This is a genomic window from Pelorhabdus sp. sgz311001 (assembly GCF_055901755.1).
Genome location: NZ_JBVXUT010000007.1, coordinates 131,894 through 146,021 on the forward strand (window position 1 = coordinate 131,894; position 14,128 = coordinate 146,021).

Consider the following 14,128-nt stretch of genomic DNA (forward strand, 5'->3'; position numbering starts at 1 on the left):
CTTATTCAATGGAAAATCCGTATTTCTTCATTTTTCTCAGTACCGTACTTTGATTAATTCCTGTTATTTTAGCAATCGCTCGGCTGCTATGACAAGATTGTAAGGCTTGCTGAAAAATCTTCCGTTCAATTTCGGCAACAGCATCAGGTATAGACAGCGAGTGCAGTGTAATTGGCTCGCCAGGCAGCGCCGCCGCTTTATTCAGCAGCGCTGAAGAAGTAATTTCATCAGACAGCCCTTCCAGTGTAATGATATCGTCCCGACTCATCACAACCATTCGTTCAATGACGTGACGCAATTGCCGCACATTGCCTGGCCAGTCATAGTGGATCAACAGCTCCAATACCGTCTCATCGAGCTTTTTATTCTGTCCGTACCGCTCATTACAGAGATTCAAAAAATAAATACATAAAGAGCGAATATCATCTTGCCGTTCCCGGAGCGCCGGAATCTGCAAATGAATTACATTTAAGCGATAATATAAATCTTCACGAAACTTTTGCTCACTCACCATTTGCTTGAGATTTTTATTGGTCGCTGCTAGAATCCGCACATCTACATCGAGTTCCTGACTATCACCAATTTTCGTAATTCGCCCAGTATCGAGGGCCCGTAGCAGTTTTACCTGCAAATTGAAAGGAAGATCGCCAATTTCATCTAAAAACAAAGTCCCGCCATGGGCTGTTTCAAACAAACCCTTTTTGCCGTTTTTTCTCGCCCCAGTAAAAGCGCCGTTAGTATAACCGAAGAATTCCGATTCCAATAGATTCTCCGGAATGGCGCCGCAGTTTACCGCCACAAAAGGGCCTTGGCTGCGTCGACTCTGATCGTGAATATAACGTGCTACGACTTCTTTACCTACGCCGGATTCGCCAGTAATCAGTACCGTTACGTCAACAGATGCTACTTTTTCAGCCGCAAACAACAGCTGCTTCATATTGGGACTAGCCGCGATCGGACCGGATACTTTATTGCGCTCATGCTCGAGGTCTTCACGCAGTTTGGCAAGCTCTGTCATATCACGGCAATTGCCGATGACAAAACTAATATTCCCGTCGTCGTCAAACACAGGATTCGCTGTAACCATAATGACCTTGCCTGGGGACATGTCATAATGAATCCGCGTCGTCGATTTTTTATGATCTAACGCTTCTAAAATCGCAGCGGAAAAAACTCGTTTGGACCAGACCTCGCGAAAATTCCTTTGAATAATGTCTTCTCGCTTAATATGGGTAGAGCGGCAATAAGCGTCATTGACTAATACTACAGTTGCCTGACTATCAATAACGAGGATTCCATCATAAGACTGCTCAATGATCACGGTGATTTGATTATAAGAGAGATATCCTTCTACCTGATGTATATTTTGAAAAGTTGGAGCCACAAGTTTTCCCTCCTGCTATTTGTTAGCGCAAACTTCTAAAAAAATTACATAATCCCTTGTAGATTTCTGTTTAGAAAATATTTTCCCTTCATGTCGCCAAGAAAAGATCTTTTAAGCAAAATAGAAAAACCTCTTTATAGCGCAAGAGAGCTAGAGAGTGAGCTGTCTTCAAGCGTCAAAGAGGTTTTTCTTTCTATTTGATCTAAATCCTACCATTACAAGTCTACTGCCAACTATGAATAATCTATTAAGTCTTCTCTATACTATCCCTCACTGATAAATCCTGCAACGAAAACCACATGCATCAGAAATAAAACTTACCGCAAAATAGCGCCAGAAACAACCATCCGCTGTACCTGATTTGTGCCTTCATAAATCTGACAGATCTTAGCATTTCTAAAGAGTCGTTCTACCGGATATTCTTTCGAATAGCCATAGCCGCCAAAAATCTGAATCGCATCGGTTGTTACGGCCATAGCCGCATCAGAGGCGAACATTTTAGCCATAGCGGCTTCTTTCGAAAAGGGTTTTCCCTGTCCCTTGAGGTAAGCGGCTTGATATACAAGCAGGCGTGAAGCTTCAATCTGCGTAGCCATATCAGCCATCATAAAGGCCAGTACTTGCTGCTTGGCAATGGCTTTGCCAAACTGTACCCGTTCTTTCGAATAGCGGATCGAATGATCAAGCGCCGCTTGGGCAATCCCCAGAGCTTGGGCGGCAACGCCAATACGACCGCCGTCGAGAGTTGCCATAGCGATTTTAAAGCCATCGCCTTCTTTTCCGAGACGATTCGCCGCCGGAACGCGTACATTCTGGAAAATCAGTTCCATCGTTTGGGAAGAACGAATCCCTAATTTGTCCTCTTTTTTGCCAAAAGTAAAACCAGGCATTCCTTTTTCTAAAATAAAACCGGTAATCCCTTTCGTACCCAAACTGCGATCCGTCATGGCAAATACCACGTAAACATCGGCCACTTCTGCATTCGTAATAAAAATTTTACTGCCATTAAGAATATAGTCATCGCCGTCTTTTACGGCAACAGACTGCTGCGCACTGGCATCGGTACCAGCATTCGCTTCAGTTAAGCCAAAAGCGCCAAGGGACGTGCCTTCTGCCAAGGGACGCAGATATTTTTGCTTTTGTTCTTCCGTACCGTATTTGTAAATAGGCCAAGCACAAAGCGATACGGTTACCGAAAAAGCGATCCCCATACCATCGTCCACACGTGACAGAGCTTCTACTGCCATAATATAGGTTAATTCATCGCCGCCGGCGCCGCCATACTGTTCGGGAAAACAAATTCCCGGCAAACCCAGTTCGGCTACCTTAGTGTAGAGACTCCGGTCGAATACATCTTTTTCATCACGTTCGGCAACACCTTCCGCGAGTTCGGCTACAGCAAATTCATTTACCATTTTTTGCATCAAGGCTTGATCTTCTGTTAACTCAAAGTTCATTTTTTTCACACCTTTACTCATTTTTAATTGCCTTACATCATGAAAAACTTCTCTCTGATTTCGTGTAGAATAGAATCATGATCGCAAGTTTTTATATTGCAAAATCTATACCAAAACAAATTGAAAAAAGTGACTGAATTTTGTTTTTTTTAGTCATAAAGCTTGTTGATCAAGCGTCTATTCTAGCTATTAAGAATACAAATCCCCCACAAGGATGCAAAATGCATCAGTCATGAATAAAAGTGCATCACTAAAAATTAATATAAACAGAGCGTTTTGCCTAAATATTTCGTGAAATGGTCGTTTCTTTTGATGCAAGATGCATCAAAAGAAGCGCTTTCGCTTAAAATAAGCCGAAGTAATTAAAAAACTTTCTTCAGGTACTAGCAATAAATTTTGCATTTTAACGGCTCAGGGTATAGGCTTTTCCTGCAATACCTGATACAATCAAGATGTAATATGTTGAAGGAGAGATTTGCGTGCGCTACAACCAATATCGTCAACAAGAAAAACAAATGCAGATGCAGATGCAGATGAACACCAAGCCTGCTATGAAAGCAGACAATAAGATATACCGAGTACAAAACCCTGTTCGGAGCGAAGTATCGCTAAGTATTTTCTTCTTTCTGAAACCTTTAATCAAAGCAGGTATTAAAAAAACAGCCTTAGCTCATCCACAAGCTAAAATTATTTATGACAGAGTAGGCGGTTCCTGGTGGAAACCAGAAATCCGAATCATTGTCGGTGGCAAAACGAAAAAAGTCGTAGAAGAAGCTGCTAAAGCACTTGAGCAGAATTTAAACGGAAAAAAGAAGAAAAAAGAATAAGTTATGTTATTTAAAAAGGCCTGCTCGTTATATCGAGCAGGCCTTCTTTATAGTGCAAGCTATAGCTTTGCGTTTTCTATGCTTTGAATTTCGCTACAGCGTCTTGCAAATCCATCGCCAGCTTCGCTAATGTTTGGCTAGCTGAAGCAATTTCCTCCATAGCCGCTGATTGCTGCTCCGTAGCAGCCGAGACCGATTCGCTTTCTGCCGCATTGGCCTTACTGACTTCGTCAATTTTACCAATGGCCTGCAGCATCGTAAAACTATTGGCAGCCATATCTTGAATGGCTTCAGAAATAAGAGCAATTTCCCGGGAAAGGTTTTCCACAGCCACTACGATCTGAGTAAAAGTCGCATCAGCCGATTGAACTGCGTCGATCCCTCGCAAGATCCGCCCAGATCCTTCCTGACTTGCTGTTACAGCGTCTCTCATGTCTGCCAAATTCCGTTTTACCAAATCACCAATTTTTTGCGAAGATTGATTCGATTCTTCCGCTAATTTCCGGACTTCTTCGGCCACAACAGCAAAGCCACGGCCTTGCTCGCCAGCCCGAGCTGCTTCAATCGCCGCATTTAAAGCCAAAAGATTGGTCTGTCCCGCAATATCTGAGATTAAATCAACAATATGGCCAATCTCCTGCGCTCCCTGATCTAATTTTGTAATAGCTGTTTGAATTTGGGCAGACCCTCGACTGATCTCTTGCATTTCGGTAACGGCCTGAGCAATAGCGCCACGCCCCAGTTCCGCTTTATCAGCCGCCCCCTGAGCAATTGTCACGACATTCTGCGTCTTGGCGGCCACAGCCTCTGATCGACTCGAAAAAGTCTGAGCCAAATGATTCACTGCCTTGGCTTCAGCCGACTGCCTGTCAATCCCTTGGGCAATCGCTGTAATAGAGTCAGCGACCTGAGATGCCGCATCAGCCGATTGTTGCGAACTTGCTGTCAATTCTTCACTGGCCGCCGCCACTTGCTGTGACTGATCTTGCACACTGCGGATCAAACGTCGCAAGGTTTGCCGCATTTCATGAAAGCCTTTTGCCAACTGGCCAATCTCATCTTGCGATACCACACTGACATGATCTTGCCGTAAATCACCGTCATTTAATACCATGCATTCATCACGAATTGCCTCGATCGGCTGTGAAAGTCGCTTGGCCATAAAAAAGATAACAAAAATAGCAAAACCAATAAAAAAGGTTGAAACCACTGTCATCACTTTAAACAATAGGTCAGCATCATCCTGTACCTCGGCACGCGGCGCTGTAACAGTAATGATCCAACGACGCCCTTCCAGCTCGATGGGCGTCATCACCGCAATTGCTTCAATCCCGCCAACGGTTTTGTACTCTGCCGAGGTCTGCTGACCAGACTGAGCCACCGCCTTAAAGCTGTTGATTAGTCGATCATCTAGCTCGCGTTCCTTCGTATTTAATTCAGGTGGAACCTTTTTTTCTGTCAAGTTAAACTTACCAGCCCATTCGGGTTTACCGCCAAAACCTAAGACAACGCCAGAACTATCAGCTAAATAACCATAGCCGCTTTTTTCAAATTTAACCTGTTCCATCATGTGAGAAATATTATCTAAACTAATTGTGCCGTAGACAAAACCAATCAAATTGCCCTCGCGTAAAATAGGCCGGGCAAGCACCGTAATCAATTTTCCTGTAGTCCCTGATACAAAAGCGCTAGAAACATAAGGCTTTTTTGTCTCTTGCATTTTCTTAATATATTCACTTTGACTACGATCCATCGTAATGCCTGTATCACTTAAAGCTGCCCCATTGGCGTTAGCGTAGGCAACCATATCAAACCCCGGGCTACGCTGTTTTACACCAGCCAAAAGCTTCACCCGTCCAGATTCATCGTTACTTACTAGCTCTGGCATAGCGGCTAGCTCATCAAGGCGAATCATTTTTTCAGCAATTTCTTTTTCAATCTTAACGGCAAACTTATCGCCTACTCCGCGGGCAATTTCATCGGCTCCCCCCAAAATGGCTCGATTTGCCACGTAATAACTAATTCCTGATAGAACGACAAAACTCACTAAAAATAAGGGGATGAACAGAAGCAAGAATTTGACACGAATCGAATGTAACCGTGCATTAGATATCATTCTAAAACACCTCCAGCGAAAGCTTATATTTCTTTTCCCCGCCTTACCGTGTATCATCCGATCCTTAGCTTCATCTGCTTCACCTCGCTACTGACTATCTTTTTGCTGATTCACGCGGCAACTTTCTTTGCTACATTATAGCATATTAAGTCGAATTTGATCGAACAAAAGTTTTTCGTCACACAAAAAAACTGCCTACTAAACAGTAGGCAGTACTTGTTTCTATATGGCGGAGTGGCAGGGATTTGAACCCTGGCAGGCCTCACGACCTCTAACGATTTAGCAAACCGTCCTCTTCAGCCACTTGAGTACCACTCCATATATGGCGGAGAGGGTGGGATTCGAACCCACGGTCCCTTGCAGGATCACTGGTTTTCAAGACCAGCTCCTTAAACCACTCGGACACCTCTCCAACTTTCAAACACATTAAACAGTATAACAAAATAAGAATCTCTTGTCAATCATAACCGATTGTAAAAAGCCACCAACGATAAACTCTGGCAATAGACGGAGAAAATTTAAACGAAAGCCCTAGAAAAGAGAACTTGTAGTAACAATTCTCTTTTCTAGACTAACTTCGCTACGTTTAACATCGCCCTGGCTTGTATCATTTCCTCGGCACAAAGCTTTTCCTATTCAAACATAATCTTATCTACTACGCCAATTAACTGTTCAATTTCTGGTTTCGTGATTTGAGCACAGGCGCCTAAAGCCTCACCTTTTTTGCGCATAGCATCATTGATTAATGAAGAAAATACAATGATTGGCAGTTCCTGCAAAGCTTTATCCTCCTTTACTTTTTTCATTAAGTGATGGCCATCCATTTGGGGCATTTCTATATCGGTAATAAGCATTTGGAGCTGCTGCGTAATTGATTCGTCGCTGGTTACTAAATTCTTCATCTTTTCCCACGCGACCTGACCATTTTCCGCGGAAATCGTATTATAACCGGCAGTAGTTAAGGTTTGCAGTAATAATTCTCTTAGCATATGTGAATCTTCGGCAATCAACACCGTCTTTTTCTTGCGCAAATTGATTAACTCTTCCGTTGAAACAGGCACAGCAGTTAGTTTCCTAACGATTTCAGGATTTACTTCTGATAATATTTTTTCAAAATCCAATAGAAGAACTAAACGGTTTTCTAGCTTTACAACACCAATAATCTGCGCCGAGTCAGATACATTGGGAGCAGGTTCCATTTGACTCCATGAAATGCGATGAATTCTAGACACATCATCTACTTTAAAACCTACAAAGTACCCATTCATTTCAGCAACAATGATTTTCGGATTAGCAGCTTGGTCATCCCCATGTAAGGATCTCGCCAAATTTAATAAAGGCATAATTTTACCGCGCAAAGTAAAAATGCCATCAACAAGGGAATGGACCTGGGGCAACTCCGTAACAGGGACGATATTAATAATTTCTCTTACTTTTGCTACATTGATACCATAGGAACGATTACCAATAGAAAACTCAATAATTTCAAACTCATTTGTACCCGATTCTAATAAAATCCCTTTTTGATTGTCCATAAAGCCCTCCACTTTCTTAATCATTTACTGCTTTCATTATTTTCAGGCACTAGTAACTATATTATCGGCCCAAATAACAGCCGCTTTATACGCCTCTATTACATCATGTTCAGCCATACCCATTTTTCCAATACAATAAAAGCAGGTCTCCCAATCCCCTTTTTCATAGCTTATCACTAAATTATATAATAATGAGAATTCATTATTATGATTAGGAGTCTCTAGTAAAGCCTGTTTGAGTTCTTCCGCTAAATGAAGCTCATTCAATATTTCCGGCAAAGGCCGTTCCAGCAGCACATCAAGGTAAGAAAACATTCCCATGAGAAAGGTATGTTCTGCAAAGGCTTTGGGTAGTTTACGCAAGGCTAATCGCTTACAGAATTCCGCTCTAATCAGTGATTGTACGATGAGTTCATTCGGCTTATCAGTCGCAATATTTTTTAAAGCAATCAGTGATATCCATTTTTTCAGCTCTTGTTCACCCAATAGCACCAAGGCTTGCTGTAAAGAACAAATTCGTAGCCCAAAACCAAAAATAGGCGAATTAATAAATTTTAATAATTTATAAGATAACGAAAGATCCTTTTGTATAATTTTCCCAATTTGATTTAAATTCAATTCAGGCTGATTTAGTTCTTGCAGAATTCGCAGATAGTTCCCTTTATATTCAGGAATTTCCTTATGAGATGCAATCACAGGTTTACCAAAAAAATAGCCTTGAAAGTAAGAGTAACCCCGCTGCAACGCCCATTGAAACGCCTCTTGTGATTCAACCTTCTCTGCCAAAAACTTGACGGGATAATTTTTTAATCGCTGAACAATGGCAACTCTTTCCTGTTCAGTCGTATTACAAAAATCCACTTTAATAATATCAATCAACGGGATCAACGGTGCGAACTTATCTAAAAGAACAAAATCATCTAATACTAATAAATAGCCATCTTTTTTTAGTTGTCTACAGACTTTAATGATTGCTTCGTCAGGAAAGACATCTTCTAGAATCTCTACGGCAATTAATTCTTTCGGCAACATCCCAGGAGTATTATTTTTTATCGAATTAGCAGTAAAATTAATAAAAGCCTTTTTCCCTTTTGTTAATCGTTCAATGCCCATCAGTAAAAAAGAATTTACAATCACACTATTTGTCGAACAATCCCCATCCAAGCCATCGTACTGATCAACAAATTTATGCCGAAATAACAATTCATAGCCAACAACATTTAATTTGACATCAAATATTGGCTGCCGTGCTACATAAGCATCTGCCAAAACAAAGCTACCCCTTTCAGCTAATAAACGGCTAATACCATGAGACTACCGATTAGATTTTATAATTTAAAATACACAACAGCGGTTTGCAGCTCTTGGGCTAGATCCGCTAAGACCTGGCTCGCTGAGGCGATCTCCTCCATGGAAGCAGACTGCTCTTCTGTGGCTGCCGAAACATTCTGGGTTTCACTTGATGAATGTTTACTCAATATATCAATTTGTTCTACAGAAACAACTATTTTCCTACTTCCGCCAGCCAGATATTCCATAGAAGACGAAATCTCTTGAACCTGTTTTGAGACATTAGCCACAAGCGCGGCGATATCGGCAAAAGCCTCGCCTGATTCATTCACGGCAACGGCGCCAGCGCGTACTTCGCTACTCCCTTGCTGCATGGCAATAACAGCCTGGTCTGTATCACTTTGTATTTCCTGAATCAAGCTACTAATCTTTTTAGAAGCTTCTTGCGATTGTTCTGCTAGCTTTCTAACTTCTTCTGCGACAACAGCAAAGCCTTTGCCTTGTTCACCGGCTCTAGCCGCTTCAATCGCCGCATTAAGCGCTAAGAGATTCGTCTGGCCCGCTAAAGTAGAAATTGTATCAACGATTTGCCCAATGTCTTTAGACCGCTCGCCGAGTTTGGTAACTAGCTGCTCTGACATACCTACAGTCGCTTCAATTCGCTTAATTTGATCAACCGTCTTTAAGGCCTGCTCATTCCCTCGCTGCGCCTTAACAGCAACATCGGCTGCCGCACCGGAAGCGTGATTGACATTGCCAGAAATCTGCTCCATACCTGCCGACATATTTTGTACGACAGAAGTTGTCTCATGAGCCGCCGTCAGCTGTTTCGCTGCCCCATCAGCCACATTCGTAATGGCTACTGCCACTTGTGTTGCTGCCTGGGCTGACTGATTTGAACTTGCCGTCAACTCTTCGGAAGAAGCAGCTACCTGCTGTGCCGATTGACTAATTTTTTGTAAAAGCTGACGGACTTGCGCACGCATATCAGCTAACGCATTGGCCATCTCGCCAAGCTCGTCGCGCCGCGTTACTTTACGAGGCTTATCGCGAAAATCCCCTGCTGCTAACTCCTTGCTAAAAGCAACTACAGCTAAAATAGGCTGCACGATATTATGAGCAGCATAAAGGCCTACGAGTATGGCTAAAACAAGAGTAAAGGCCGCACAGATCAAAGCAACATATTTTGTATGTTCCGCTTCACTCACATCTTTTTCCATTACGCTGACAATCTGCTTACTCCGATAGTCTTGCGACTCCTTGATCTTGGCAAATAGCGCAGCCGCGCGCGGCGCCAAATCTGTTGCCATAAGCTGAGTCAGCTCTTCTTTCTTGCCTTGTTGTATCAAGACAAGAGCTTTATCAGCAGCCACAGAGTATTGATTATCAAGTGTTTTGATCTCTGTCGCCATTTTTTTGCCTTCCGGAGTAGTAGACATTGCAATTAATTCATCTTCTAAGACATCATTTTCTTTGGCTAATCGCCGATAGTCTTCTAATACGCCTTGATTATTAGTTAATGCATAACCTCGTAACTGCGCCACCATCTTTATCGCGTTTTGCGCCACTTCCTGATTCTTCATTTGACGAGGAATATCGCGTTCCTTCAATAATACAATGCTATCGGCTGTTGCCGCCACGTTCCAAATTGTATAGGCAAAACCGAGTGTCGCCACAAGCGCAACAAATAGAAAAAAAGCAGTAATTTTTGTTTTTAGTTTCATGTCTCTCTGGGTTCTTAGTCGAACCCTCTCCCTCCTCTAAATCCTTTTTAAATTGTATATATGTAAACAAAAAAACGCCCGCAACAATCTAAGTTGCAAGCGTCTCACTAAACAGCTTCAGCTATACCACACTGTTTAACTTTGCTCCCAAGGACCGGATCAAAATGGCCGCGATAAGAAACCAAAATACACTGCAAGGTAAAAGTCTACACCACAGACCACCCAATTTTATTTGCCAGTCCCACGGCTTATAAACTATACGTTGAACGTATCTAAAAAGAGTCTCCTGTTAAAACCGATAAAGCTTGATCGCGTATCGTTAAATCTCTGTCATTTATATTAGCAAATTTTAGTATATTATACTATTTAATAGTCTATTTTTCAACATTTACCCGGTCACTTTGACACATAAGCTTAGTACCTTCCCTGATATTATATCCAAAAAGCTCTAAACTAAGCTTATTTTGTAAGATATGATCAGCTCCTGTTGAATCTTTTTTAGCAAAACATTATTTAAAACAAAAAGCGTCTAGAATCCTTAAAAACAAAGGACTCTAGACGCTTTTATTATTTTAACCAAACATTTTAACCAAGAATCGCTTTTAAATCTTCTTCTGGCGTCGTAATCGCCATCAAGTTGAAGTTGTCTTGCAGCACTTGCAGCACAGCCGGTGTTACAAAAGCTGGGAGACTTGGGCCAAGACGAATATTCTTGATACCTAGGTGAAGCAGTGTCAGTAAAATTGCTACAGCTTTCTGTTCATACCAAGACAGGATCAAGGAAAGCGGCAAACTGTTTACATCAGTTTTAAACGCTTCTGCCAAGGCAACTGCAATGCGAATTGCGGAATAAGCATCATTGCACTGACCAATGTCTAAGAGACGCGGCAAGCCTTCGATCGTACCAAAATCCAGTTTATTAAAGCGATATTTACCACAGGCTAAGGTTAAAATCAAGCAGTCATCAGGAATTGCCGTAGCAAGATCCGTATAGTAGTTACGTCCGCTCTTGGCGCCATCACAACCGCCTACGAGGAAGAAGTGACGAATTTTGCCTTGCTGAACAAGCTCAATGACTTTGTCAGCGGCGCCAAGCACACTGTTATGACCAAAACCAACAAGAATTGTTTTTTCATCCTGATCAACAGCAAAGCCTTCTGCAGCCTGTGCAGCGGCAATAACTGGCGCAAAATTGCGGTCAGAAATATGGACAACATCAGGCCAAGCCACGAGACCACAGGTAAAGATGCGGCTCTTATAGCTATCAGCCGGTTTTTGAATGCAGTTTGTCGTCATCAGAATTGCGCCAGGGAATGCGTCAAATTCTTTTTGCTGATCCTGCCATGCTCCGCCATAATTTCCAACAAGATGAGCATATTTTTTCAATCCGGGATAACCATGAGCTGGCAACATTTCGCCATGAGTATAAATGTTAATTCCCGTACCTTCCGTCTGTTTCAACAATTCTTCCAGGTCTTTGAGATCATGACCTGATACAAGAATCGCTTTGCCTTTTACTGGAGTTACCCGTACAGCTGTCGGTACTGGATCGCCATAAGCGCCGGTATTAGCAGCATCTAACAGAGCCATTACTGTTAAATTCACTTCGCCGACTTTAAAGGCCATAGCCACAAGCTCGTCAACAGTAAAGGTATCTTTCGCTAAAAAGCTTAAGGCTTCGTGAAAGAAGCCATATACAGTTTCATCTTCCTGGCCTAATACCTGAGCATGATCGGCATAAGCCGCCACGCCTTTAAGGCCGGAGAAAATCATTTCCATGAGACCAGAAACATCGGCGCCAAAATTTTTCGTGCGATCCGCAATATAAGCAACGGTATCGCCGGCTAAAGTACTGTCATAAGTAAAATTAGCTGCAGCAGCCAATTTGTCTTGATTTACACCCGCTTTGGCACAAGCATCTTCATAAAGAGCCTTTGCCTTCTCTTTTAAACGATAGGCTTCTTGCAGCAGTCCTTGCAAACGAAGCGGATCAAAATTCACATTCGTTACAGTCGTAAATAAAGCATGAACAACAAAAAGATCTATTTCATGATCAACAACGCCTAATTTTCTAGCGGCATGAGCGTACACGGCAATGGCTTGAGCACCGTAAAGGAGCACATCCTGCAGACCAGCTGTTTCAGGGTTCTTACCACAGACACCGAAGGATTCACAGCCTTTCCCCTGGGCCGTCTGTTCACATTGATAACAAAACATAAATTCATTCCTCCTATAGCGGTTTCTTATCTGTCACTGCCTTAAGTATACAAATAAAAAAGGCAGGGCACTGTGATAGATATCACAGTGCCCTGCCTTTTTTTATTATTCTTCGTTCGTCTGTTTCTTCGTTACTAAGCTTAAGCCGACAAGAGCGATAAAGCTTACAATTAAGCCTGGATAAAGCGGATCAATTCCCTTTGGATACATCATAAACCAAATAATATTAGCCAAAGGCCCTAGTATTGCAGCAACAACGCCGGCCGTAGGAGAAACAAATCGCGGCAACAGCATCGCGCCAAGTAGCGGAAACAAAGCAGCGCAACCGCGCAGGCCTTGCGATAAGTAGGTCCAGCCTAAAATGAGCGATCCCGCATTCCCGTTGGCAATGATAGCCGTAATTACACAAACAACTACAATCAAAAGACGCTGTACCAGCAACGTTTCTTTGCCGCTGGCATTGATCCGGAAGAACTTTTGGTAGATGTCACGAGTAAACATCGTCGTAACACCTAAGGTCAAACCAGCCCAAGTACCGACAACCGTAATAAGTAGCGTACCTAAGATAATGCCGGCAGCCAAAGGTGGCAGATAATGCATAATAAAAGCAGGAAATACTTCAGCCGAAGGTGTATTCGGGAAATTTGCTTTCATAAATAAGCCGACTAAAATACCTCCAATACCGATAGGCGGCGCCAAAATAGCAGCCATAATCGCGCCCTTTTGCGATTCTCGCAAATTCTTCGCTGATACTACAGCCTGCATATAGGTCTGAGTCGATAAAATCCCGACAATAACCGAAAAGATAGCTGCGGTATCTTTTTCGATGCCACGACCAAAGAAGGAAAACCAAGGATATGCCGGAAACGCATTTGCATAGCCACTAACGCCGCCCATAAAAAAGTAGGCGGCAATCCCGCACATAATCATAGAAGCATATACGAGAAACAGTTTGGCCAAACCAGCGTAGCCAGTTCCCCAGATCCCGCCAAAAAGTACATAAGCCAAAGCAATGACTACACCGATACTTGACGATATGACGGGATTCATATGAAACATCGCACCCATTAATGCTACAAAAGATAAAACTTGAGCCACCAAGTTAAAAAAGATGCCTACAGACGTAAAAATACTGGAAATCGGGCCAATCTTATCACCATATGTTTTAACAAGATACTGTGGAATCGTTTCAGCGGAACTGGCATAAAACTTCTTAGTTAAGCCAAGTCCCAAAATAACCAAGCCAATGCCGCCGCCAATCGTATACCACCAAGCGGAAAAGCCATACTGAAAGGCCAACTGCGCTGTCCCAATTGTCGATGCGCCGCCGACAAACGTACCTAATAACGTCCCAGTTACAAGCGACCAGCCTGCTTTGCGGCCGCCTGTAGAAAAATCAGCCGTTGATTTTACTTTACTACCAGCATAAAGACCGGCTCCGGCTATAAGTACAAACGCGATCACAATTCCAATAATATGTGCTGAAGAAAGATCCATAATTTATGCCCCCTCACCAAAATAAAAGAATCCATCAAATAGTCTCTCTCTAAACTCTGCGGCCGCCTCACCCTCTTCTGC

General features: G+C 42.7%; 9 protein-coding genes and 2 tRNA genes. 1 reads left to right on the forward strand and 10 read right to left on the reverse strand.

Annotation, left to right across the window (positions count from 1 at the left end; translation table 11 throughout):
* Position 1 precedes the first annotated feature (1 nt).
* Complete coding sequence (locus AC0MXB_RS16580; protein WP_474040839.1) at positions 2–1,384, reverse strand: sigma-54 interaction domain-containing protein; 1,383 nt, start codon at positions 1,382–1,384, stop codon at positions 2–4.
* A 317-nt stretch (positions 1,385–1,701) separates the two neighbouring features.
* On the reverse strand, positions 1,702–2,841 hold the full coding sequence (locus AC0MXB_RS16585) for an acyl-CoA dehydrogenase (protein ID WP_474040840.1): 1,140 nt from the start codon (positions 2,839–2,841) through the stop codon (positions 1,702–1,704).
* A 479-nt stretch (positions 2,842–3,320) separates the two neighbouring features.
* Between AC0MXB_RS16585 and AC0MXB_RS16590 the strand changes: the two genes are divergently transcribed.
* Positions 3,321–3,668, forward strand: coding sequence for a hypothetical protein (locus AC0MXB_RS16590; protein WP_474040841.1), 348 nt, complete (start codon positions 3,321–3,323; stop codon positions 3,666–3,668).
* A 76-nt stretch (positions 3,669–3,744) separates the two neighbouring features.
* On the opposite strand, the gene AC0MXB_RS16595 is transcribed toward AC0MXB_RS16590, so the two are convergent.
* From AC0MXB_RS16595 to AC0MXB_RS16630, 8 genes are all read right to left on the reverse strand, one after another.
* Positions 3,745–5,784, reverse strand: a complete 2,040-nt coding sequence (locus AC0MXB_RS16595; RefSeq protein WP_474040842.1) for a methyl-accepting chemotaxis protein — start codon at positions 5,782–5,784, stop codon at positions 3,745–3,747.
* Between the two features lie 227 nt (positions 5,785–6,011).
* Positions 6,012–6,102, reverse strand: a tRNA-Ser gene (locus tag AC0MXB_RS16600).
* Between the two features lie 5 nt (positions 6,103–6,107).
* Positions 6,108–6,196 (reverse strand) — tRNA-Ser (locus AC0MXB_RS16605).
* A gap of 220 nt (positions 6,197–6,416) precedes the next feature.
* On the reverse strand, positions 6,417–7,319 hold the full coding sequence (locus AC0MXB_RS16610) for a chemotaxis protein (protein WP_474040843.1): 903 nt from the start codon (positions 7,317–7,319) through the stop codon (positions 6,417–6,419).
* A 42-nt stretch (positions 7,320–7,361) separates the two neighbouring features.
* Positions 7,362–8,588, reverse strand: coding sequence for an EAL and HDOD domain-containing protein (locus AC0MXB_RS16615; RefSeq protein WP_474040844.1), 1,227 nt, complete (start codon positions 8,586–8,588; stop codon positions 7,362–7,364).
* A gap of 59 nt (positions 8,589–8,647) precedes the next feature.
* Positions 8,648–10,333 (reverse strand): methyl-accepting chemotaxis protein, encoded by a 1,686-nt coding sequence (locus AC0MXB_RS16620; RefSeq protein ID WP_474040845.1) that lies wholly within the window; start codon positions 10,331–10,333, stop codon positions 8,648–8,650.
* A 585-nt stretch (positions 10,334–10,918) separates the two neighbouring features.
* Positions 10,919–12,550: a hydroxylamine reductase gene (gene hcp, locus AC0MXB_RS16625; RefSeq protein WP_474040846.1), complete on the reverse strand. Its 1,632-nt coding sequence runs from the start codon at positions 12,548–12,550 to the stop codon at positions 10,919–10,921.
* Between the two features lie 105 nt (positions 12,551–12,655).
* Positions 12,656–14,047 carry a sodium:solute symporter family protein gene (locus tag AC0MXB_RS16630; protein WP_474040847.1) on the reverse strand — a complete coding sequence of 464 codons (1,392 nt, stop codon included), beginning with the start codon at positions 14,045–14,047 and terminating at the stop codon, positions 12,656–12,658.
* Positions 14,048–14,128 lie beyond the last annotated feature (81 nt).

Bases quoted from the DNA above. Each gene is read 5' to 3' on its own strand.
- AC0MXB_RS16585 (WP_474040840.1), bottom strand. From the start codon at position 2,841: ATGAACTTTGAGTTAACAGAAGATCAAGCCTTGATGCAAAAAATGGTA.
- AC0MXB_RS16595 (WP_474040842.1), bottom strand. From the start codon at position 5,784: ATGATATCTAATGCACGGTTACATTCGATTCGTGTCAAATTCTTGCTT.
- AC0MXB_RS16610 (WP_474040843.1), bottom strand. From the start codon at position 7,319: ATGGACAATCAAAAAGGGATTTTATTAGAATCGGGTACAAATGAGTTT.
- AC0MXB_RS16620 (WP_474040845.1), bottom strand. From the start codon at position 10,333: ATGAAACTAAAAACAAAAATTACTGCTTTTTTTCTATTTGTTGCGCTT.
- hcp (WP_474040846.1), bottom strand. From the start codon at position 12,550: ATGTTTTGTTATCAATGTGAACAGACGGCCCAGGGGAAAGGCTGTGAA.
- AC0MXB_RS16630 (WP_474040847.1), bottom strand. From the start codon at position 14,047: ATGGATCTTTCTTCAGCACATATTATTGGAATTGTGATCGCGTTTGTA.